Annotated in this window: 18 protein-coding genes; 8 read left to right on the forward strand and 10 right to left on the reverse strand. The window is 72.2% G+C overall.

The window, feature by feature from the left end:
- Positions 1-636: 636 nt before the first annotated feature.
- Positions 637-3,180 (reverse strand): helix-turn-helix transcriptional regulator, encoded by a 2,544-nt coding sequence (locus tag BJ981_RS36515; RefSeq protein WP_221315598.1) that lies wholly within the window; start codon positions 3,178-3,180, stop codon positions 637-639.
- 653 nt (positions 3,181-3,833) lie between these two features.
- Here BJ981_RS36515 and BJ981_RS36520 point away from each other — a divergent pair.
- Positions 3,834-4,139: a LysR family transcriptional regulator gene (locus BJ981_RS36520; protein ID WP_184618067.1), complete on the forward strand. Its 306-nt coding sequence runs from the start codon at positions 3,834-3,836 to the stop codon at positions 4,137-4,139.
- Between the two features lie 63 nt (positions 4,140-4,202).
- Here the strand turns inward: BJ981_RS36520 and BJ981_RS36525 are convergent, their stop codons facing one another.
- The 3 genes from BJ981_RS36525 to BJ981_RS36535 form a co-directional block, all read right to left on the reverse strand.
- Positions 4,203-4,961 carry a lytic polysaccharide monooxygenase gene (locus tag BJ981_RS36525; RefSeq protein WP_184618068.1) on the reverse strand — a complete coding sequence of 253 codons (759 nt, stop codon included), beginning with the start codon at positions 4,959-4,961 and terminating at the stop codon, positions 4,203-4,205.
- A 214-nt stretch (positions 4,962-5,175) separates the two neighbouring features.
- Positions 5,176-6,387, reverse strand: a complete 1,212-nt coding sequence (locus tag BJ981_RS36530; protein WP_184618069.1) for a beta-ketoacyl-[acyl-carrier-protein] synthase family protein — start codon at positions 6,385-6,387, stop codon at positions 5,176-5,178.
- A gap of 237 nt (positions 6,388-6,624) precedes the next feature.
- Positions 6,625-7,593, reverse strand: a complete 969-nt coding sequence (locus BJ981_RS36535) for a LysR family transcriptional regulator (protein ID WP_184618070.1) — start codon at positions 7,591-7,593, stop codon at positions 6,625-6,627.
- Between the two features lie 159 nt (positions 7,594-7,752).
- Between BJ981_RS36535 and BJ981_RS36545 the strand changes: the two genes are divergently transcribed.
- Complete coding sequence (locus BJ981_RS36545) at positions 7,753-8,115, forward strand: darcynin family protein (protein ID WP_184618071.1); 363 nt, start codon at positions 7,753-7,755, stop codon at positions 8,113-8,115.
- 4 nt (positions 8,116-8,119) lie between these two features.
- Here BJ981_RS36545 and BJ981_RS36550 read toward each other — a convergent pair whose 3' ends face one another.
- Positions 8,120-8,614, reverse strand: coding sequence for a DinB family protein (locus tag BJ981_RS36550; protein ID WP_184618072.1), 495 nt, complete (start codon positions 8,612-8,614; stop codon positions 8,120-8,122).
- Between the two features lie 46 nt (positions 8,615-8,660).
- A complete protein-coding gene (locus BJ981_RS36555) occupies positions 8,661-9,287 on the reverse strand; it encodes a class I SAM-dependent methyltransferase (protein ID WP_184618073.1) in 627 nt (208 codons plus the stop codon).
- A gap of 88 nt (positions 9,288-9,375) precedes the next feature.
- Here BJ981_RS36555 and BJ981_RS36560 point away from each other — a divergent pair, with 88 nt between their 5' ends.
- Positions 9,376-9,984, forward strand: a complete 609-nt coding sequence (locus tag BJ981_RS36560) for a helix-turn-helix domain-containing protein (RefSeq protein ID WP_184618074.1) — start codon at positions 9,376-9,378, stop codon at positions 9,982-9,984.
- Positions 9,985-9,987: 3 nt separating this feature from the next.
- On the opposite strand, the gene BJ981_RS36565 is transcribed toward BJ981_RS36560, so the two are convergent.
- The gene (locus BJ981_RS36565) at positions 9,988-10,458 is read right to left on the reverse strand and encodes an ArsI/CadI family heavy metal resistance metalloenzyme (RefSeq protein WP_184618075.1); all 471 of its coding nucleotides are present in this window, start codon (positions 10,456-10,458) and stop codon (positions 9,988-9,990) included.
- Between the two features lie 125 nt (positions 10,459-10,583).
- On the opposite strand from BJ981_RS36565, the gene BJ981_RS36570 reads away from it, so the two are divergent.
- The 4 genes from BJ981_RS36570 to BJ981_RS36585 are packed head-to-tail and all read left to right on the forward strand — an operon-like array spanning position 10,584 to position 13,000.
- Complete coding sequence (locus tag BJ981_RS36570; protein ID WP_184618076.1) at positions 10,584-10,967, forward strand: ArsR/SmtB family transcription factor; 384 nt, start codon at positions 10,584-10,586, stop codon at positions 10,965-10,967.
- Positions 10,964-12,061, forward strand: a complete 1,098-nt coding sequence (gene arsB / locus BJ981_RS36575) for an ACR3 family arsenite efflux transporter (protein ID WP_221315600.1) — start codon at positions 10,964-10,966, stop codon at positions 12,059-12,061. The genes BJ981_RS36570 and arsB overlap by 4 nt, the downstream gene beginning before the upstream one ends.
- Before the next feature lie 23 nt (positions 12,062-12,084).
- Positions 12,085-12,507: an arsenate reductase ArsC gene (locus BJ981_RS36580; RefSeq protein WP_275422288.1), complete on the forward strand. Its 423-nt coding sequence runs from the start codon at positions 12,085-12,087 to the stop codon at positions 12,505-12,507.
- Positions 12,497-13,000, forward strand: coding sequence for a GNAT family N-acetyltransferase (locus tag BJ981_RS36585; protein WP_239139083.1), 504 nt, complete (start codon positions 12,497-12,499; stop codon positions 12,998-13,000). Before BJ981_RS36580 ends, BJ981_RS36585 begins: the two co-directional genes overlap by 11 nt.
- A gap of 148 nt (positions 13,001-13,148) precedes the next feature.
- Here the strand turns inward: BJ981_RS36585 and BJ981_RS36590 are convergent, their stop codons facing one another.
- The 3 genes from BJ981_RS36590 to BJ981_RS36600 all read right to left on the reverse strand — a co-directional run bounded on the left by BJ981_RS36590 (position 13,149) and on the right by BJ981_RS36600 (position 19,016).
- Positions 13,149-15,602 (reverse strand): M14 family zinc carboxypeptidase, encoded by a 2,454-nt coding sequence (locus tag BJ981_RS36590; RefSeq protein WP_184618077.1) that lies wholly within the window; start codon positions 15,600-15,602, stop codon positions 13,149-13,151.
- 857 nt (positions 15,603-16,459) lie between these two features.
- Entirely contained in the window at positions 16,460-17,743 is a 1,284-nt protein-coding gene (clpX, locus tag BJ981_RS36595; protein ID WP_184618078.1) for an ATP-dependent Clp protease ATP-binding subunit ClpX, read from the reverse strand.
- Positions 17,744-17,807: 64 nt separating this feature from the next.
- Positions 17,808-19,016, reverse strand: a complete 1,209-nt coding sequence (locus BJ981_RS36600; protein ID WP_184618079.1) for a cytochrome P450 family protein — start codon at positions 19,014-19,016, stop codon at positions 17,808-17,810.
- A gap of 183 nt (positions 19,017-19,199) precedes the next feature.
- Here BJ981_RS36600 and BJ981_RS36605 point away from each other — a divergent pair, with 183 nt between their 5' ends.
- Positions 19,200-20,306: a TetR/AcrR family transcriptional regulator gene (locus BJ981_RS36605; protein WP_184618080.1), complete on the forward strand. Its 1,107-nt coding sequence runs from the start codon at positions 19,200-19,202 to the stop codon at positions 20,304-20,306.
- Positions 20,307-20,500 lie beyond the last annotated feature (194 nt).

Genomic DNA, 20,500 nt, shown 5'->3' on the forward strand with positions numbered 1-20,500 from the left:
CGACGGCTACCGCCGTCGGCGCGCTCGCCGCGACCCCGCTGCTACCCGGCCGTCCCCGCACGCCCGCCGCCCGCTCCGAACCCGCCCCCACAGCGAAGGCGTCCTGATGACCTGAGCCTGGTCAGCGAACCGACCTGTCAAGACCCGATTCCTCATTGGAACGAGGGGAGGGCATGGTCCGCCGATACGCGTAGAAACGGGTTACCAGCACTCCGGATCTCGTGGGGGGCCGCGAAGCCACCCCGTCGATATCGGCGTCGGCCATATCTGGATACCGGACGAATACCGGCCCCTCCAGGAGTGCAGCGATCGGCTCCGTATGCAGGGGTGGCTTACGGAACCGCCCATCAAGGCACGTGGCCGTTGGCCATGCCGCCCGGACCGACCGAAGAAGAGTTTCATGCGATTCACATTCACCGCCATGGGAAGGTCGATGCGAGAAGGCGTGTCGGCCGGCATCGCGCGTGCGGCGTTGATCGCAGCCGCCGCGGCCGCGATCGGTGGTCTTCTCGGTACCGAGTGCCTCAGCCGGTAAGGCCTCAGCCCCTGAGCGCATGCACCACCCAGCCGCACAAGCGACGCCCACCGCACCTGGGTGACGGTCGAGTGGGGATCGAACCTCTGCATCTGGACGCACTACGTAGCAGTCTGATCAAATCGGCCCCCGTCACCTGAACCTGTCCCGGTCCAAGGGCCGGCCTGGTGCGGGCTGAGGGTGTTCAGCCTGCGGGCCAGGCCGGTCCGGTCGCTGACTCCGAGCTTGTGGTAGACGCGGTTCAGATGGCTGGAGACCGTCCGTATGGAGATGACCCGCCGGCCGGCGATCTGGCGGTTGGTCAGCCCCGCGGCGGCCAACCGGGCGATCTCCCATTCGCTCGCGGTCAGCCGGGGAGCGGACAGGTGCGCCAGGGCGGGCGTGTGCGCGCCTTGGCAGCGGCTCGCGAGGTCATAGGCGCGTCCCGCCAAGGCCCGCGCGTGACGCTCGCGTCCCTCGGCGGCGTGGGCGAGGCTCGCCTGGGCGGCGGCCTCGGCGGCATAGAGGATCATTCCGAGCCTCTCGAAGTCCGCGGAAACCTCCTCCAGCGCCTTGCCGGTACGGGCCGCGGCGTGCCTGGCGCAGAGCACGACCAGTTCACCCTCGACCAGATCGGCGAGACCGGCGAGCCGGCCGGCGACCCGCGTGGCCGCGCCCAGCCGCACCACATCGTGCAACGCGAAAACCTGCCAGCTGTGCAGACCGTGCCGTTCGGCGTCGTCGGCGGCGGCCAGCGCACGCGCGATGGCGCCCTGCGTGTCTCCCGCGAGCGCCGTCATCCATGTCCGCGCCAGCGGCAGCAAGAAGCCCACCCCTGTGAACGAGAGGAGCGGCGCCGACTCCTCGTCGCCGGGGAACACCCTCCGGGCAGCCTCCAGATCGCCCGCCAAGGCCGCCACGATCGCGAACTCGCCCCGGCAGGGGGCCGTGGTCACCAGCGGGATCGAGTCCCAGCATTCGGCGCTGTCGCCGCACCACCGCAGCGCGTCCTGGACCTGGCCGCGGAGCCGATGAACCATACCGAGGACTCCGCTGGAGGTCGCCCGGGGGCCCGGCCGCGGGCCATCGAGCGCCAGCCGTTCGGTGGCGACGGCCTCGGCGGCGTCGAGGGAACCGGCGAACAGATGGGCCAGGCAGATCGCGTCCTCCAGGACATGCTCGACGAACGGCGTCTTCTCCCGCCAGGTCTCACTACCGGAGAGCGTGCCGGCCGCCAGGGCCAGCCCCTCCCCCAGCCGCCCCCGCAGGACCAGGATCCACGCCGAGAGCGCGTTCATCATGCCGGTGAGCCAGGTCTCCAGCTCCCCCAGCTCGCGTGCCCGGTCGAGGTCCTGCTCGGCCTCCCGCAGCCGCCCGGCGTACATGTGGAACCCGGCCCTCATCGACAAGATGTGCTGCAGCAGGGCGGGAACGGTGGTCGCCCCCTCCGCGACCGCCAGCACCTGGAAGGCTTCGGCTTCCCGGCCCAGGCCGAAGATCAGGTTCCAGGCGCGTACGACGTGGTGCGCGACCAGCTCTTCGTCGGAGGCGATCAGCTCCCGCGTACGGACCAGCACCGCCTCGGCCTCCCGGCCCTGGCCGGTGAAGAGCAGCAGCGATCCCAGCGTCGCCGCCACGGTGGCGCCGCCACCGGCGTCCAGGGCGGCGCGGCCGAGCCGGATCGCCAGATCCAGGTCCCACGCCGCCCACGCGGCCTGGCATGCCTGTATCAGGAGGGCGGGGTCGGCCGCCCGCTCGCCGTCGAGCTGCCAGACCGCCACCCGGACGAGGTCGCCGCGACGCCGCATCCCGGCCGCCTGTACGGCCTGGGCGAGCCGGCGTACCAGGGAGCGGGTCCGGAAGGGTCCCATCGCGCTGCGAACCGCGTCGCCGTAGAGCGGATGCGCGAGCCGAGCCACGAGCCGGTCCTCCTGCCAGCCGGTGGTGATGAACTGCCCGGCCTCGGCCCGGTCGACGGCCGGGCGAGGCACCAGGCCCGACAGGATGTCGGCGTCCAGCGGCTCGCCGAGGGCGACGAACTCCAGCACTTCGCGCTCGGCGTCGCCGACACCGCCGAGCCGGGCCTCGATCAGCTCCCTGAGCCGGGAGGAGACGCGCAGTTCGCCCTGCCACTGCCAGACTCCCTGAGGTGACCTGCGCAGGCATCCCTGCTCCTGCCCGGCCAGCACGAGCTCGCGCAGGAACAGAATGTTGCCCAGGGCGGCCGCGTGCAGGCGTCGCGCGGTCCATAGGGCGACCTGCCCGCCCAGGGCCCGCGACAGCAGCAGACGTGTCTCCTCCGCCGACAGGGGGGCGAGTTCCAGCCGGGGTATCAGGTCGTTCTTCCACAGTGCCATGATCGAGTCGGGTGAGGGCTCGCCGCTGCGGACGGTGACCACCGCCGTCGCCCGGCCGTGCACGACCAGGTGGTGTACCAGGGCGGCCGAGGTCGCGTCCAGCAGGTGGGCGTCGTCGACGTGCAGCAGCGTGGGGGACGGCGCGACGGCGTCGGCGGCCCAGCGCAACAGGTTGCCCCATCCCCCGACGGGAAACCGGGCGGGGAGCATGTGGGCGTACGCGCCGAGCGGGATGGCGGCCCCGGCGTTGGTCCCGAACACCTGGACGACGGGACGACCGGCGATGCCGTCGAGCGCTTCGGTGACCAAACGGGTCTTCCCCACTCCCGCCGGCCCGGCGACCACGAGCCCGTTACCCCGGAGGCTCGCCGAGCGTACCCGGCCCAGCTCCGATGCCCGCGCGACGAACGGCCATAAGCCTCGCATAACAGTAAGGTACGGACAGTTCGGCAAACGGTCGATATCCGGTGAACAACCACGATGTGCTGTTCGGCCCCACCCACCTGTCGGCCTGAGTTCTCCGCGACGGCCGTCGCGGGGAATGGCGGGGATCCGGACGAAACCCGCTTTCGAGCCAGGAAGACCGGTGGATTCCCTGCCCTCCGGATCAGCGGGTATGCAGGGTAGCACCCGGACCGAATTGGTATTACGTGCCCCGTAATTCTGCGGCGAGTTTTGGAATGTACGGTTGCGCGGTGGTGCGCAGCCGTAAGACCTGTCCGACGATGTGCGGGAACCGAGGGCCCATGTGATGATCTACGAGATAGCCCGGCGGGAATTTGCGTAGGGGGTACCGATGCCGCCCCTCTTCCCGCCCTGAATCGTGGACGCGTGAGCACCGGGCGTAATTCACGAACGCGGACCAGGAGCGTCAAAGGAGAAGGGCGCCCGAAACGTGAGCAGAGTCCCTGACTCGCCTTCCCGGATCGGTCGCCTGGCTCATCCACCACGCAGAGGTGGGTATGGATCTGGATCTCGGTTTGGTCGCCGACTTCCTGGTTCTCGTACAGGAGCGGCACTATGGGCGTGCGGCCGTGCGGCTGCACCTGACCTCGTCGGCGTTGACCAAGCGCGTCCGGCGTCTGGAACGACAACTCGGAGTCGCCCTCGTCGAGCGCGATCCTGCGGGTGTGCTCGCCGTGACCTCCGCGGGCCGGCGGTTCGCGGCCGCGGCCGTGCCCCTGATCGCCCAGGCCGGCGCCGCCCGCGACAGTGCCCGCGCCGCACCCGCCCGGTACGCCGCGGATCGGCGTCCCCGGTGCTCATGACGAAAAGCCCCGGCCCCTGGGCCGCTCCTAAGCGCCAGGGGCCGGGGGGTCAGTGGAAACCGATCAGACGCGGGCCCAGAGCGCCGGGACGTTCGGCGGCTCCCAGCCGGGCAGGGCGGTGTGCGGCTGCAGGCACCGGTAGGTGGCGCCGTTGTAGGTGACCTGCGAACCCACGGTGTAGGCGGTGCCCGCCGTCCACGGACCGGTGGGGACGACCGTCGGGGTCGGGGTCGGCGTCCGGGTCGGGGTGGGCGTGGGGGTCACGGTCGGCGTGATGGTCGGCGTGGGGGTGGGGGTCGGGTCGCCGCCACCGGGGCCGACCTGCAGGTCGACGCAGTTGTAGAACGCCATCGCCGTGTCGGCGATGTTCCAGATGGCCAGCAGCTTGATGCGGCCGGTCCTGCCGCCCAGGCTCACCGTGTGCGAGACGGTCGAGCCGGGCAGCCTGCCCTTGTCGTCGAAGACCGCGATCCGGGTGCCGCCGACGTAGTACTCCCAGGTGCTGGTGGCGTGCCGGGCCTCGATCGTCCACTGGAAGTTGACGGTGTCGGAGACCTTGGCCACCGGCCACGCCTTGCTGTCGTCGTCCAGGGGCGCCCAGCGCCCGTCGCCGCCGCTGCAGTTCTTCAGGCCCTTGGGACCCTCGACGCTGGCCGGCTCCCAGATGATCTGGCCGCAGTTGGAGACCTTGCCCTGGGCGCAGTTCGCCTGCCGGCTGGGGGGCGAGACGATGTAGCCGTGCGCGGAGGCCGGCGTCGCCACGAACACCACGCTGGCCGCGGCGATGGCCGCCGAGGACAGCAACGTGACTACTCTTCGCATGTCGCGCTTCCTTCACTGGGGGGTGATAAGCCTAATATAAAAGAAAGTTTCCTAACAGTGAAGGCCGTAGTCAGCGTGTCGTCATCACGCTTGACTACGAAACCGCATGTCGCAGCGGTGACAGCACGATCTCGACAAAAGTTTCCGGACCCGGCGTCGGACGCGGGTCACCCCAGGCGCCCCAACGCGGGGCCCGGAGCGACCCGCCGGCGCCTCAGGCCCTGGTGAAGATCAGCGACGCGTTGTGGCCGCCGAAGCCGAACGCGTTCGCCAGCGCCGCGTCCCAGCGGCCACGGCGCGGCTCCCCGCCGACCAGGTCCAGCTTGACCTCCGGGTCCGGCTCCTCCAGGTTCCGGATCGCCGGGATCACCCCGTCACGCAGGGCCAGCACCGCCGCCATCGCGCCGAGCGCCCCCGCCGCCCCGCACAGGTGCCCCACCATCGACTTCACCGCCGTCACCGCCGCGTGCGTGCCGATCGTCTCGGCGATCGAACGCGCCTCCGTGACATCCCCGATCGGCGTCGAAGTGGCGTGCGCGCTCACGTGCCCCACGTCCAGCGCCGCCAGCCCCGCCGAGGCCAGCGCCAGCCGGATCGCCCGCGCCTGACCCGCCACATCCGCCGCGGTGATGTGATGGGCGTCCGAGCTGGTGCCCGCCCCCGCGAGCCGCGCGTGCGCCCCCGCACCACGCGCCGCCGCGAACTCCTCACGCTCCAGCACCATGACGGCCGCCCCCTCCCCCAGCACGAACCCGTCCCGCCCGGCGTCGAAAGGACGCGAGGCCTCCCGCGGGGACTCGTTGCGCGTGGACAGCGCCCTGGCCTGCCCGAACCCCGCCATGGTCAGCGGGTGCAGGCACGCCTCCGCTCCCCCGGCCACCACCACGTCCGCCCTGCCGAGCCGGATCAGGTCCAGCCCCATCGCGATCGCCTCGGCCCCCGAGGCGCACGCGCTCACCGGCGTGTGCGCCCCGGCCCTGGCCCCGAGCTCCATGCTCACCACCGCCGCCGGCCCGTTCGGCATCAACATGGGCACCGTGTACGGCGACACCTTCCGCGCCCCGGACGCCTCCATCAGGTCGTCCTGCGCCAGCGTGGTCAGCACCCCGCCGACCCCCGTGCCGATCACCACGGCCAGCCGCTCGGGCTCGACCTCCGGCGCGCCCGCGGCCGCCCACGCCTCCCGCGCCGCGACCACGGCGGCCTGCTGGCAGCGGTCCAGCCGCCGCGCGCTCACCCGGCCGAGCACCTCGGCCGGGTCGACCCGCATGCGCCCGGCGATCCGCACCGGCAGCTCGCGCGCCCACTCCTCCTCCACCGCCACCACGCCCGACCGTCCCGCCAGCATGCCCTCCCAGGTGGAGGCCACGTCCCCGCCCAGCGGCGTGGTCGCCCCCATCCCGGTGACCGAGGCGCCCGCGTTCATACCCGTCTCCCCTCGACGACCCTGCGTCCCGGATGAACCAGGACATCCAGCGTCAACGCTGCCAGCGCACGCCCGGCCAAGCACCTGACGTGATCGACGAAAAACCGGACGGAGATTTGTTGTCGGCCCCGCGAGCGCCGCGGCGATGCTCTCGTCCTTGGAGCTGAAGGGTGTCATCGGTTGCTGGTAGAACAACCAACCCAGTGTCTTTACATTGTAGATTCGCTACATCCGACGTCAGGACGGAGAGCGGAACGCGTCGCGGATCGTGTCACGGAGCCAGCGCTGTGCCGGGTCGGCGTCGAGGCGTGCGTGCCAGAGCAGGCGTACGTCCACTTCCGGCAGGTCCGCGGGGACGGGGAACCAGCGGACCCCGAGGGCCTGGCCGTACTGCTCGGCGAGGCGTTGCGGGACGAGCCCGATGTAAGGGGTGGACGCCACCAGGAGCGCGGCGACGGCGAAGGTGGGGACGACGGCCGCGACGTGGCGTCGCAGACCCGCGGCTTCGAGCGCGTCGTCGAGTGGTCCTCGGGCACGGCCACGGCGCGAGGCCGAGACGTGCGGATACCGGCACAGCTGCGCCAGCGTCGGCCGGCGGTGACGGCCGAGGGGGCTGTCGGCGCGGACGACGCCGACCATGCGTTCGCGGTACAGCACGGCCGTCCGGATGTCGGGAGCGGCGGCGTCGCCGGCGCCGATGTCCAGATCGACCGAACCGTCGCGGAGCGCCTCGACGCTCTCAGTGCCCTCGGTGACGAAACGCAGCGTCACGCCCGGGGCGTCCGCGGCCGTGGCTTCGACCGCCGCCGAGGCCAGGGTCGCGGCCACGCCGTCGTTGATGCGGATCGTGAAGGTGTGCGTGAGGTCGGCGATCGTGACCTCACGGTCGGCGCTGATCAGCGCCGACGCCTCCTGGAGCAGTGAACGGACCCGGGGCGCGGTCCGAAGCGCGAACGGGGTGGGCGCCATCTGACGACCGGCGCGCACCAGGATCGGGTCGCCCATCGCCCGCCGCAACCGGCCGAGCGCCCGGCTGGTCGCGGGGATGGACAGGTGAAGGCGCTCGGCCGCCGCCGTGACGCTGCCGTCCTGGAGCAGCGCGTCGAACACCCGCAGCAGGTTCAGGTTCGCGAGATCGCGGAGGGGATCGGGCGCACGCTCGGGCTGCCGGTCGTGTCGGTCGCGCCCGGGAACGCCGTCGGACACTTCGGATTCGTCGGCCGGTTCTTCGGGATGGACATGTCCGCCTCCAGCGCGCGCACCCGCGACCTGCTGTCCTGGACCCCCGCCGGGCCGACCCTGATCGAGGACATCGAGGCCGGCGCGTACGCCGAAGCCTGAGCCCAGACAACATAGGGAGATGCCATGCCCACGGAGTCACCCGAAGCCGGCTTGACGGCGTTCATGCTGGTGAAGACCACACCCGAGTGGCTCGGCCTGTCGGTCGAGCAACGGGTGGACGTCTTCAGGACCGAGATCGTCCCCGCGATCACGAGCAAGGTCAGGGACGTCCGGTCGCGGTTCTACGACACCGAGTTCTACTCGGCACGCGTGACCGACGTCTGGGTGTGGGAGGCACGCGACCACCAGGCGTACCGGCTCCTGATCGAGGCGCTGCGCGACACCTCCTTCTGGGATCGGTACTTCGAGGTCGTCGACCTCCTGGTCGGCGTGGAGAACGCCTACGCCAGGAACGGGCTGGACGACCTCGCCACCATCGAGGCGTGAGCGGTCAGCGTCCGGTCGTCCCGTCGATCAGTTCGCGGAGGATGTCCGCGTGGCCCGCGTGGCGGCCGGTCTCCTCGATCATGTGGGTGAGCGCCCAGCGGACGCTGGGCGCGGGGCGGCCCTGCCGCGGTCGCGGGACCGGTGCGCCGAGATCGGCGCACCGGTCGAGCAGGTCGTTCGCGCGTTCGACCGTCTCGCGGTAGCGGGCGACGACATCCTTGACGCCGTCCGCCGGGGCGGCCCGGAACGTCGCCTGCCAGTCGGTGACCTCCTCCCCCAGGAAGATCGCGCGTTCGACCCAGGTCAGGTGGTTGAGCAGGCCGAGCAGGTTCGTGCCCGACGGCACGGCGGCCGTTCGCACCTGTGGTTCGGGGGCGCCGTCGACCTTCGCGGCGACCGAGGCCCGGAGGTAGTCGAGGAAGCCGCGCAGGACCTCGGCCTCGCCGCTCCCGGTGCGGGGCGGCGGGGTGTCGCGGCGGCGGCGCGCGGGGTCGGACATGGTGGTCTCCTTCCTTCGTGGGGTGGGGACGGCGCTGTTCGCCGTGTCAGGCGGTGCGGCGGATGAGCAGCACGTGGTCGGTGACCTCGGCGGTGCGCCCGCCAGGCCCGGTCGCGATCCGGCGGGGTGAGCCGGCCCGCTCGACCGTCCACGTCGCCGCGTCCAGATCGAGACCGGCGGCGACCTCCCTGGGGGCCGGGTACCGGATGCCGGGATCCTGGTTCCATGACCACGGCGCGGTCGAGCCGTGGTCGACGACCAGCAGCCGCCCGCCAGGGCGCAGGACGTGCGCGGCCGCGCGCAGCACGGCCGCCCTGTCCAGGTCCAGGGGCGTGTGCAGGTAGTGGGCGCAGATCAGGTCGAATTCGCCTGAGGGGAAGGACTCCTGCAGGTCGTGCCGCGCGGTGACGACCCGGTCGGCGAGGTCGCGGGCGCGGGCGAGGGCGGCGAGCCGGTCGACCGCCACGGCCGAGATGTCGACGGCGGTGACGTGCCACCCCTGGCGGGCGAGCCACAGCGCGTCGCCACCGTCACCGCATCCGAGGTCCAGCGCGCGGCCGGGCGCGAGGCCGGTGACCGTCTCGGTGAGACGGGCGTTCGGCCGCGGGTCGACGGCCGCCGGTCGGTCCGCGTAGACGTCGTCCCAGAACGTGACCGCGTCGGTGGTGCTCATCAAGCCTCCTTCTGTCGGTACGCCGCCCAGTCTGACCAGCCACGCCATGAATTGGCACGAAATCTTGCGGTTCTGGCAAGATGGTGCCGTGGACCCTGAGACGGACGAGGTGCTCGACGCCGTCGGGCCGCGACTGCGTGCGCTGCGCCGGCACCGCGGCATCACCCTCGCCGCCCTCGCGGCGACGACCGGCGTGTCGGAGAGCACCCTGTCCCGGCTGGAGAGCGGGCAGCGCCGCGCGACCCTGGAGCTGCTGCTGCCGCTGGCTCGCACCTATGACGTCCCGCTGGACGACCTCGTCGGCGCGCCGCGCACCGGCGACCCCCGGATCCACCTCACGCCGATCCGGAAGTTCGGGATGACCTTCGTGCCGCTGTCCCGGCGGCCGGGCGGGACGCACGCGTTCAAGATGATCATCCCCGCCCAGCCGGAACCGCTCACGCCGGCCCTGCAGACCCACGACGGCTTCGAGTGGCTCTACGTCCTCGACGGACGCCTGCGGCTCATCGTCGGCGAGCGCGACCTGACGCTGCCGCCCGGCGAGGCGGCCGAGTTCGACACGTCCCTGCCCCACTGGCTGGGCACCGCCGACGGCGGCGTCGTCGAACTTCTCATCCTCTTCGACCCGCAGGGAATGCGCGCGCACGTACACGCCGACCCCCATCGGCCGCCTCAGGGCGGAACCGGGCGCGGGTGACGGTCAGCAGCAGCCGGAGGTGGCCGGCCGAGCGTCCTCGGCGCCGGGGCCGCCGCAGACGCAAGGAGCCGCCGGGTCGCCGGGGGCGGCCGACCTGCCGAGAGTGCCGGCGTCGGCCTTGACCACGTAGACCTCCCACGGCTCACGGCCGGGGCCGTGGACCCACACCTTGTCCTGCAGGGCGTAGCAGCAGGAGGTGTCGTTCTCCTCGAAGGTGGCGAGGCCCGCCTCCTTCAGCCGCTCGGTGGCGGCGGTGACCTCGCCGGTGGAGGACACCTCGACCCCCAGGTGGTCCAGGCGGGTCTCCTGCCCGGCCTCCCCCTCGATCAGGACGAGCTTCAGCGGCGGCTCGGCGATGGCGAAGTTGGCGTACCCCTCGCGGCGCTTGGCCGGCTCGACGCCGAAGAGCCTGGAGTAGAAGGCGATCGAGCCTTCCAGGTCGGAGACGCGCAGGGCGAGCTGGACGCGGGACATGGTTCCTCCTCGGACGGGCGAGCGAGCGGTGGCATCCACCACCGAAGGCTGCTGTTTAGATGTACGTCTAATCAGCGACCCGCCGTCAGCTTGCAGCTTGCTTAGATGTCTGTCAACTTAGAAGCATGTCGAAACAAGGGCTGCCGGTCATCCAGCCTCTCGCGGGCGACGCCTGCGGCACGGCCTGCCGCACGCCGCTGGCCTGTGAGCCTCTCGGTCAGGACGAGGCCGAAGAGCTGGCCCCGCTGTTCAAGGCCATCGCCGACCCGGTGCGGCTGCGGCTGCTGTCCCTCATCGCCTGCCACGAGGGCGGCGAGGCGTGCGTGTGCGACCTGACCGACGCCTTCGACCTGACCGCGCCGACCATCAGCCACCATCTGAAGGTCCTCAGGAAGGCGGGCCTGATCGACTGCGAGCGGCGCGGCACCTGGGTCTACTACTGGATCAACCCCGGAGCGCTGGAGCGGCTGTCGGCGATCCTTGGACCGCGCGTGGCGGCGGGGGCATGACCGGCACGCCCAGGACCGCGGTGGCCTCAGGAAACACCGGCGGCACCGCGGCGGTGGTGGCACGGCTGTCGATGCTGGACCGGCTGCTGCCGTTCTGGATCGCCGCCGCCATGGCCCTCGGCCTGGCGGCCGGCCGCGCGATTCCCGGCCTGGGCGGCGCGCTGGAGGCCGTGCAGGTGGACGGCATCTCGCTGCCGATCGCGCTCGGCCTGCTGGTCATGATGTATCCGGTGCTGGCCAAGGTGCGCTACGACCGCCTCGACACGGTGACCGGCGACCGGCGCCTGCTGGTCTCCTCGCTGGTGCTCAACTGGATCCTCGGCCCGGCGATCATGTTCTCTCTGGCGTGGATCCTCCTGCCGGACCTGCCCGCCTACCGGACCGGGCTGATCATCGTCGGCCTGGCCCGCTGCATCGCCATGGTCGTCATCTGGAACGACCTGGCCTGCGGCGACCGGGAGGCGGCCGCCGTCCTGGTCGCGCTCAACAGCGTCTTCCAGGTCATCGCCTTAGCCGCCCTGGGCTGGTTCTACCTCGGCGTCCTGCCCGGATGGCTCGGCCTGCCCACGACCGGGCTGGACGTCTCCACCTGGGACATCGCCCGCTCCGTCCTCATCTTCCTCGGAGTCCCGCTGGTCGCCGGCTACCTCACCCGCCGCCTGGGCGAGAAGCTCAAGGGCCGGGCCTGGTACGAGACCCGCTTCCTGCCGAAGATCGGGCCTGCGGCGTTGTGGGGACTGCTGTTCACCATCGTGATCCTGTTCGCCCTGCAAGGAGAGGCCATCACCGCCAAACCGTGGGACGTGGCCCGGATCGCGCTGCCGCTGCTGGCCTACTTCGCCATCATGTGGTGCGGCTCGTTCGCGCTGGGACGGCTCGCCGGGCTCGGGTACGCGCGCACCGCGACGCTGGCGTTCACCGCCGCGGGCAACAACTTCGAGCTGGCCATCGCGGTGGCCATCGCCACCTTCGGCCTGACCTCCGGCCAGGCCCTCGCCGGAGTGGTCGGCCCGCTGATCGAGGTTCCCGCCCTCGTCGCGCTGGTCTACCTCTCCCTGGCCCTACGCCGCCGCATCCACCCCCAGCCCGCCTGACCGCCCTTGCGAGGAGCCGTCTCGTGTCCGACATCCCGGAAGTGCTGTTCGTCTGCGTCCACAACGCCGGCCGCTCGCAGATGGCCGCCGCCTTCCTCACTCATCTCGCGCCGGGCCGCGTCCGGGTCCGCTCCGCGGGGTCGGCGCCCGCCGACGCGGTGAACCCCGCCGTGGTCGAGGCGATGAAAGAGATCGGCATCGACATCTCCGCCGAATTCCCCAAGGTGCTCACCACCGACGCGGTGCGCGCCTCCGATGTCGTCGTCACCATGGGCTGCGGCGACACCTGCCCCTTCTTCCCCGGGAAGCGCTACCTCGACTGGCGGCTCGACGACCCCGCGGGCCGGGGCGTGGCGGCGGTCCGCCCGATCCGCGACGAGATCGAGCGGCGGGTGCGCGGCCTGCTCGCCGAACTCCTCCCGGGGCGGAGCACCGGTGCCCGCTGACAGCCCGCGCGTCGCCGCCATGACGCCTGAGCACGCCGGCGAGGTGCTGGCGATCTACCGGCTCGGCATCGACGAAGGCCAGGCGACGTTCGAGACCGCCGCCCCCACCTGGGAGCGGTTCGACGCCGCGAAGCTGGCCGCCCATCGGCACGTGGCCCTGGACGGCGACGGGCGGGTGCTCGGCTGGGCGGCGGCCGTGGCGGTGTCGGACCGCTGCGCGTACGCGGGGGTGGTGGAGCACTCCGTCTACGTTCACCCCGGCGCGCGGGGACGAGGCGCCGGCCTGGCGCTGCTCCGCGCGTTGATCGCCTCGACCGAGGCGGCCGGGATCTGGACCATCCAGTCGGGGATCTTCCCGGAGAACACCGCCAGCCTCGCCCTGCACGCCCGCGCCGGCTTCCGCGTGGTCGGAACCCGCGAGCGTATCGGTCGCCACCACGGCCTCTGGCGCGATGTCGTCCTCGTGGAGCGCCGCAGTCCGGTCATCTCCTGACGGGAGAGGCGACTGAAACGTCCGGAGCCCTTTACGTTGTAGATTCATAGCGAGACGCCGGGAAAGGCGGCGGCCGCCGGTCGGGTGGACCGGCGGCCGCCGCGCATCCCCACAGGATGGTCACAAGGTCATGCGGAAGGGCGCGTCATCAAGGCGTGCGGACCACCACCCTCTCCTTGCGGTAGTTGTTGCCGTGGCCGTCCGGCTTGTAGCCGTGCTCGACGTTGCCGGCGATGTCCACCGCGAACCAGTGGACCTCGGTGGTCTTGCCGACCGTGATCCGCTGCGCGCCCTCGCGCACGCCCGCGGCGGTGAGCTTGGGCGAGTTCAGCGTGGGACGGCTGCCGTCCAGCGTGTAGTACACGTTGGCGGGCTCGTCGACGGTGAAGGTGAACGTCGCGGAGGTGTCGGTCCTGCCGGTCACCTTCAGGTCGGAGCCGGGACGCTCCTCGTCGCGGGCGAACGCGCGGGCCACCTCCAGGATCGCGATCTGGCCGGAGGAGAACTCCATGGCCTCCTCGTGCCCTTCGGCGAACGGCGGCTGGAAGCCGACCGGGTCGAACTGCTTGGTCGCCTGGTTGTAGACGTCCGCGCCGACCTCGAAGTCCCAGCCGATGATGCCGCGGTTGAACCAGTGCTCGTCGGCGCTGTTGCCCGCCGCCGAGTACAGCACGTCCGGGACCGGGCCGGTGCGGCCGGGCCAGATCGCCGTGCCGCGCCAGGACTGCACCGCCGACAGGATGTGGCCGGAGGACTTCCAGAAGTACTCCTCGGTGCCGAAGTCGACGCGGGGCAGCGTCTCACGGCCCTGGGCCTTGTAGGCGCCCGGAGGCCACATGAAGTAGCCGCCGTAGGAGTGGGTGTTCATCGCGAACTTGATGTTGGGGAACTTGTGCGTCAGCCACACCTCGTTGCGCGACTCCGGCTCCGATAGCTCGGCCGGGCCCGCGTAGTTGTCGCTGCTGCAGTTCGCCGACGCGCCGCTGTAGCCGTCGAAGAGCGAGCCCACCGAGAAGTTGCGGTTCAGGTCCACGCCCCAGGCGTTGCGGGCGGCGGGGTCGCCGAGGTTCGCCGCGCAGTGGTTGGTCATGTTGCGGCGCTGGAAGTTGTAGTCGTACATGCTGTAGTGGGCGCCGTCGGGGTTGATCGTCGGCATGATGAAGATGTCGAGGTCGTCGACCAGCTTCCTGGTCGCCGCGTCCCTGGCGTAGTTGCGCAGGAGGCGCTCCGCGGTCTCCACGCAGGTCAGCGGCGTGACCCACTCACGGGCGTGCTCCTGGCAGTACAGGAACACCCCGGTCTTGGCGCCGGTGCGGCTCTTGCCGACGCGCAGCGCCTTCACCTGGAACGGCTCGCGCTTGATGGCCTGCGGGGCCTTCAGGTTGTCGGTCAGCCTGGTGGCCTGCGCGGCGGCCACCAGGCCGGCCCCGGCGTTGCCCCGGTAGGTCGAGGCGGTCACCAGCGCGGAGGCGGCGGCGGCGCCGTTGAGGGCGTCCACGACCTGGCGGGCGGTGCTCGCGATCGCGGCGGAGGCGTCGGTGGCGAGGCTCACCACGATGTCCTTGCCGGTGACGGTCACGCCGAGCGCGGCCGAGGGGGCGTCGGGCTTGACCAGCGCGAGGCTGATGTCGTTGCCGCCCTCGTGCCCGTAGGTCTTGGAGGTGACGTAGAAGGTGCTCGCGGCGGCGGTGCCGAACTGCGCCTGGGCGGCCCTGCGGTAGCCGTTGGTCTTGTACGGCAGGTCCACGATCTCGGAGATCTTCGGGAACTCCTTGGCCAGCGCGGTGATGCGGCCGGTGACCTCGGTGGGGTCCATGTAGTGGTCCACGAAGTCGGCGACGTAGTGCCTGCCGGGAGATTTACGGGGCTCGCCCAGCCACTTGGTCACCGGGACGGTGACGGTGCCGCCGCCGCTGCTGGTGATCGTGGCCCTGGTGGGGGCCTGGTCGACGGGCAGCGGCGTGGTGAACCGGTGGTACATGTACTGGCCGGCGTCGGTGAAGCGTGACATCGTCGCGGTGCCGCCGGAGCCGGGGGGCGTCCCCTTGCCGCTGTCCCAGGCGGCGGTCAGCACGGTCTCGGCGCCGGTGGCGCTGGACTTGACCTCGATGGACAGGAAGCGCTGGCCGTCGAGGCTCGTGAACCACTCCGAGCGCAGCACGGTGAGCGTGTCGGTCTCGGACGCCGCCTCCTTGGACTCGGCGATCGCCGAACGCCGCTCGGCCGCGTTGGCGGCGGCGTCGCCCTGGTCGGAGATGGCGCCGCGCACGTCGACGCCCTGGTCGCGCAGGCTCTTAGTCTCCTGCGGGCTGAGGACGGCGTGCACCTCGATGCCGTCCTCGACGGGCTTCTTGTACTCGGCCAGGTCCAGGCCCATGGAGTTGAGCCGGTCGAGGGCCGCCTCGTCCGGGACGACGACGCGCATCAGCGCCACGCCGTTCTGCTCGCCGCTCGACTGCCGGTCGGGCGCCACTTCACTGACGGGCGGGGACGGCTGGGCCAGAACCGGGATCGGGCTCAGGGAGAGGGAGAGGGTAATGGGCAGGGCCAGCGCCAGCGCGACGCGGGCGTGCCTCCTGCCTTTGCCAAGAGAAGTCCTCATGAGATTCCTCCAGTTGGCGCGCGACCCGGGATAGGGGCATCCCTACAGGAAGCGCGCAATTGGCACGAATTCTTACCAAACGGAGGATCTTCGTCAAGGTTCCAAATGCTCGCATTTAACCGAGGCGAACGGCGTAAGTTAATCTTTATCCGAAATTTATATACATTCCCGGAAATTTCTGATAGAGCGCCCGCGTCGCGGCCACTCCCCCGCCGCCGTGTCACCTCGCACGCCTTGGCGCGGCGCACGAGACCGGGCGACGCCACGGCGGACGGCACAACGCCGCCGGTCAGGACCCCTACCGGCGTCCCGGTCCGAGGGCCGCCCGCATCGCCGCCCAGCCCGGTCCGGCAGGGTCACGTCCGAGACGCCTCCTCTCGGGCGGCTCCCCACTCCCCCACTCGACGCACCCGACGATCAGATGACCGCTTTCGGTCAAATGTCGAAAATTCGCCTGTCAAGTCCGGGGGGCATGCTCCACCCCGGCAGGGGCCCAGAGCCGCCCGGCAGCCCGTCACGTGTGCGCGCGTACCGTGTCCGCCCACGTACCAGCGGTGATCGCGCGGGTCGGTCCCGCGCCCGGACGCCCTGCCCTCCGGAGCTTCGCCGGTCGTCCTCCGCCTCCGGAACGCCGCCACCCGTTCCCGTGCGGCCGCCCCGGAGTTCCGCCACGCCCGAGGCCCGTATGGGGTGGCCGATATAGCGGACTCGCCCTTATTCACGACCGAGGCGATATTCGCGAGACCGGCCATTGACCGGCGGTCATGTATCTGCGTATATAGCCGTACGATATGGAAACCCAAAATCGCGAGCGCGGCTCATGACAATGGCGGCCGAAATGGCGTTCTGTCCGCGCGTCAGGCGGATTTCCCGTGGCGCGCGTGGCCCTGGCCGGGCGGCTCGCGGGGCACCAGGGTCGGGTTGACGTGGTGCAGCACGGTGTCCCGGGTGATCACGACCCGGGCGACGTCGTCACGGCCTGGCACCTCGAACATGACGTTGAGCAGCACCTCCTCGAGGATCGCGCGGGCCGCTCTGGCGCCGGTGCGGCGCAGCAGGGCCTGCCCCGCGATCGCGGCGAGGGCCTCCTCGGTGAACTCCAGCTCGACGCCGTCGAGGGCGAAGAGCCGTTGGTACTGCTTGACCAGCGCGTCGCGGGGCTCGGTGAGCACCCGGGTCAGCGCCGTCAGCCCGAGCGGCCGCAGCGCCGTCACCACGGGGAGCCGCCCGACCAGCTCGGGGATCAGGCCGAACTCCAGCAGGTCGCCGGGCGTGACCCGCGCCAGGACGTCGTCCTCGCCGCGCGCCCCGGCGGGTTCTGCGCGAAAGCCGGCGGCCGTCCGCCCGGCGCGCCGTTCGATGATCTGCTCGAGCCCGGTGAACGCGCCGCCGGCGATGAACAGGACGCGGCTGGTGTCCATCTGGACGAATTCCCGGTCAGGGCGCCGGTGTCCGCCCTGCGGCGGCACGCTCACCACCGCGCCCTCGATGATCTTCAGCAGGGCCTGCTGGACGCCCTCGCCGGAGACGTCCCGGGTGACCGACGGGTTCTCGCCCCTGCGGGCGATCTTGTCGATCTCGTCGAGGTAGACGATGCCGGTCTCGGCCCTCCTGACGTCGTGGTCGGCGGCGCGGAGCAGCGCGAGCAGGATGTTCTCGACGTCCTCGCCGACGTAGCCGGCCTCGGTGAGCGTGGTGGCGTCGGCGATCGCGAAGGGGACGTCCAGCATGCGGGCCAGGGTCTGGGCCAGGTGGGTCTTGCCCGAGCCGGTGGGGCCGACCATCAGGATGTTCGACTTGCCGAGCTCGACCGGAGGCTCGTCGCCGGAACGCCTCCGGCGGGGCGGCGCGGCGGGCCGCACGCGCTTGTAGTGGTTGTAGACGGCGACCGACAGGGCCATGCGCGCGGCCTCCTGCCCGACGACGTGCCGCCCGAGGAACTCGTCGATCTCACGGGGTTTGGGCGCGCGCGGGGGCGCGGCAGGGCCGGGCGGGCCGAACTCCTCCTCGATGAGCTCCTTGCAGATCTCGACGCACTCCTCGCAGATGGTCACTCCGCCCGGCCCCGCGATGAGCCTGCGCACGCGCCGCCGGCTCTTGCCGCAGAACGAGCACGTCAGCGTGTCGCCGGTGTGTGCCACAGGGAATGCCTCCTCGACAGGTCGGGGCCCGGGCGGTCGCCGGGCCTGGGCGGGGGCCGGCGGATCAGAGCCGTACCGGCAGGGCGGACGGGCGCCAGACGCCGGGGTCGGGCGCGGGGACCGGGTCGCCGGCGGCCAGGGACAGGCCCGGGTGGCGGCCGAGGAGCGTCGTGAGCGCGACCTCGGCCTGGACGCGGGCCAGCGCGGCGCCCACGCAGAAGTGCGGCCCGTGGGCGAAGCCCAGGTGGGCGGCGGGGCCGGGGGCGCGGGTGACGTCGAGCCGGTCGGGGTCGGCGAAGGCGCGCGGGTCGCGGTTGGCGGCGGCGACCACGGCGACCACGCCCTCCCCCTCGCGCACGGTGACGCCGCCGAGCTCGGCGTCCTCGCGGGCGTAGCGCGGGATGGACAGCAGGGTGGGCCCGCACCAGCGCGTGAGCTCCTCGACGGCGCGCGGCATGAGCCCCGGTTCGTCGCGCAGGGCGGCCCGCTGGCCGGGGTGGGACAGCAGCGCCGCGACGGCGTTGGCGATGAGGTTGGCCGGGGTCTGGCCCGCGAGCACCAGGTGCCACACCATGGTGACCAGCTCGGTGTCGGTCAGGCGGTCGCCGTCGTCGGCCTGGGCGCGGACCAGGTCGGACAGCAGATCGTCGGCCGGCTCGCGGCGGCGGCGCGCCACGGCGGCCCTGGCCCCGGCGATGACGCCCGGCAGGGACTCGGCGAAGCCGCGGCCCGCGCCGGCCGCGATGAAGGCGCCGCACTCGCGCCAGACGGGACGGCCGGCCTCGGGGATGCCGACCAGTTCGCAGATGACCTCCATGGGCAGCGGCCAGGCGAAGTGGCGCAGCAGGTCGACGACGCCGTCCTCGCCGGCGTGGGCGGGCAGCGCGTCGAGCAGGGCGTCGACGACGGCCTGGACACGGGGGCGGAACTCGGCGGCGCGGCGCGGGGTGAAGGCCGGGGAGACGAGCCTGCGCAGCCGCGCGTGCTCGGGCGCGGGCCGCTCGGTCATGGTCGTCATGTACGGCAGGCAGTCGCCGGGCACGCCGGGGCGCATGAAGCTCGCGGAGCTCGGCTGGAAGCGCGGGTCGCCGAGCATCGCCTTGGCGGGCCCGTACCGCAGCACGGCCCACACCGGGCCGAGGCCCGGGATCAGCAGCCGGCCGAGCGGCGCACGCTCGCGGGCGCGCCCGTAGACGGCGAAGGGGTCGCGCAGGACCTCGGCCGTGAGCTCGATCTCGGGGACGGCGCTCGCGGCCTGGCCGGCGGCGGTCATGGGAACCTCCGGAGGTTTCGAATGGCCGGACCATATGATCTCATCATTCGGATGGTCACGGTATCTTGGATCCCGGCGCACGGCAAACCTGGAGGCCCGCCCGCGCAGCCCGCGCACCGGGCCGGGCGCCGTTCGGTACCGTGCGGTTCCATGCCGTTGCCGAGGGAGGGAGCGAGGGCGCCGATGGCGAGGCTGACCAGGGCGCAGTCCCAGGAGCGCAACCGCGCCAGGGTGCTGTCCGCCGCGCGCGAGGAGTTCACCGAGCTGGGCTTCCGCGAGGCCAAGATCGACGGCATCGCCGAGCGCGCGGGGCTCACCCGCGGCGCGGTCTACTCCAACTTCCCCGGCAAGCGGGCCCTGTACTTCGCCGTCCTCGCCGACCTGGCCGCGCGCGCCCCCGAGGCACCCGGCCCCGAGCCGGGGCGCGACGCCCGCGAGGCGCTCGGCGCGTTCGCCCGGGCCTGGGTGGGCCGGCTCCCCCTCGCCACCGACGGCGCGCACGGCCCGGCCTGGCTCGCCATGGACCTGATGCCCGAGATCCTCGCCGACGAGCGTACGCGGCGCCCGTTCGCGCAGCTCATGAAGCTGGACGCCATCCTGCTCGGGCTCGCGCTCGAACGGCTGCGCCCGCCGGGCGCTCCCCCGGAGCGTCAGGTGCGGGTCGCCGAGGCGGCGCTCACCACGTTGCACGGCGCCACCCAGATGGCCGCGGCCGCGCCCGGGTTCGTCGAGCCCTTCGACGTGGTCAGCGTCTGCGAGCGGCTGGTGGGCCTGGAGCTCGGCGGCGGGCTGCCGATCGTCCCGCCGGTGCCCCCGGCGCGGCCGCTCGACCGGCCGTGGAGCCCGCCGCGCGAGCCGGAGCCGGCGGACCTGGTGCGCGGCGGGCAAGCCGACCTCACGGCGGACGGGGTGGTGGCGGTCCTCGGCCTGCACCGCCTGGAGGCGGTCGAGGAGGCCGTGCGCGCGGCCCCGCCCGGCGCGCAGGTCACCGCGGTCATGGTGACCGGCGATCCGGGCGAGCTGGCGGCGCTGGCCCGGCTGGTGGTCGCCGGGCTGTGCGGCTGCCTGCGCGAGTCCTTCCCCGCGGCGGCCTGGCCCCGGCTGCGCGTGGTGCCCGACGACTCCGGGGCCCTGGCGGCGGCGGCGGGCGTGGCGGCGGGCGACGACACCGAGACCGCCCTGCGCGTGGCCGGCGGCCGGGTGGTCGCCCGCGCCGACGGCCGCGGCGCCTGTCACGCCGCCGCCTCCGCCCCGGCGCCGGATCGCTCGGGGGCGGAACGCCACGGGTGATCCGGGGGCCGGACGCGAAAACCTGCGCCGCGCACGGCGAACCCGCGAAAGACCTTCGCGCCGGCGCGCACCCGCCCCGGCCCGGCGCGGCGAATTGCGGCTTTCCGTAAAACGGCCACGGCACGGGAAGGATCCCCGCGGCGGCCGGCACACACCGTGAATGGATAAGTGGCTTTTATCCGGTTTTGCGGGAT

The sequence above is a fragment of the Sphaerisporangium krabiense genome (assembly GCF_014200435.1).
Classification (GTDB): domain Bacteria; phylum Actinomycetota; class Actinomycetes; order Streptosporangiales; family Streptosporangiaceae; genus Sphaerisporangium; species Sphaerisporangium krabiense.

What these genes read in the sequence shown, in the direction of transcription:
- BJ981_RS36600 (WP_184618079.1), bottom strand. Translation starts at nt 19,016, where the DNA reads ATGACCGCCGCCGGCCAGGCCGCGAGCGCCGTCCCCGAGATCGAGCTC.
- BJ981_RS36545 (WP_184618071.1), top strand. Translation starts at nt 7,753, where the DNA reads ATGCCCACGGAGTCACCCGAAGCCGGCTTGACGGCGTTCATGCTGGTG.
- BJ981_RS36605 (WP_184618080.1), top strand. Translation starts at nt 19,200, where the DNA reads ATGGCGAGGCTGACCAGGGCGCAGTCCCAGGAGCGCAACCGCGCCAGG.
- BJ981_RS36555 (WP_184618073.1), bottom strand. Translation starts at nt 9,287, where the DNA reads ATGAGCACCACCGACGCGGTCACGTTCTGGGACGACGTCTACGCGGAC.
- BJ981_RS36530 (WP_184618069.1), bottom strand. Translation starts at nt 6,387, where the DNA reads ATGAACGCGGGCGCCTCGGTCACCGGGATGGGGGCGACCACGCCGCTG.
- BJ981_RS36525 (WP_184618068.1), bottom strand. Translation starts at nt 4,961, where the DNA reads ATGCGAAGAGTAGTCACGTTGCTGTCCTCGGCGGCCATCGCCGCGGCC.
- BJ981_RS36570 (WP_184618076.1), top strand. Translation starts at nt 10,584, where the DNA reads ATGTCGAAACAAGGGCTGCCGGTCATCCAGCCTCTCGCGGGCGACGCC.
- arsB (WP_221315600.1), top strand. Translation starts at nt 10,964, where the DNA reads ATGACCGGCACGCCCAGGACCGCGGTGGCCTCAGGAAACACCGGCGGC.
- BJ981_RS36590 (WP_184618077.1), bottom strand. Translation starts at nt 15,602, where the DNA reads ATGAGGACTTCTCTTGGCAAAGGCAGGAGGCACGCCCGCGTCGCGCTG.
- BJ981_RS36565 (WP_184618075.1), bottom strand. Translation starts at nt 10,458, where the DNA reads ATGTCCCGCGTCCAGCTCGCCCTGCGCGTCTCCGACCTGGAAGGCTCG.
- BJ981_RS36520 (WP_184618067.1), top strand. Translation starts at nt 3,834, where the DNA reads ATGGATCTGGATCTCGGTTTGGTCGCCGACTTCCTGGTTCTCGTACAG.
- BJ981_RS36550 (WP_184618072.1), bottom strand. Translation starts at nt 8,614, where the DNA reads ATGTCCGACCCCGCGCGCCGCCGCCGCGACACCCCGCCGCCCCGCACC.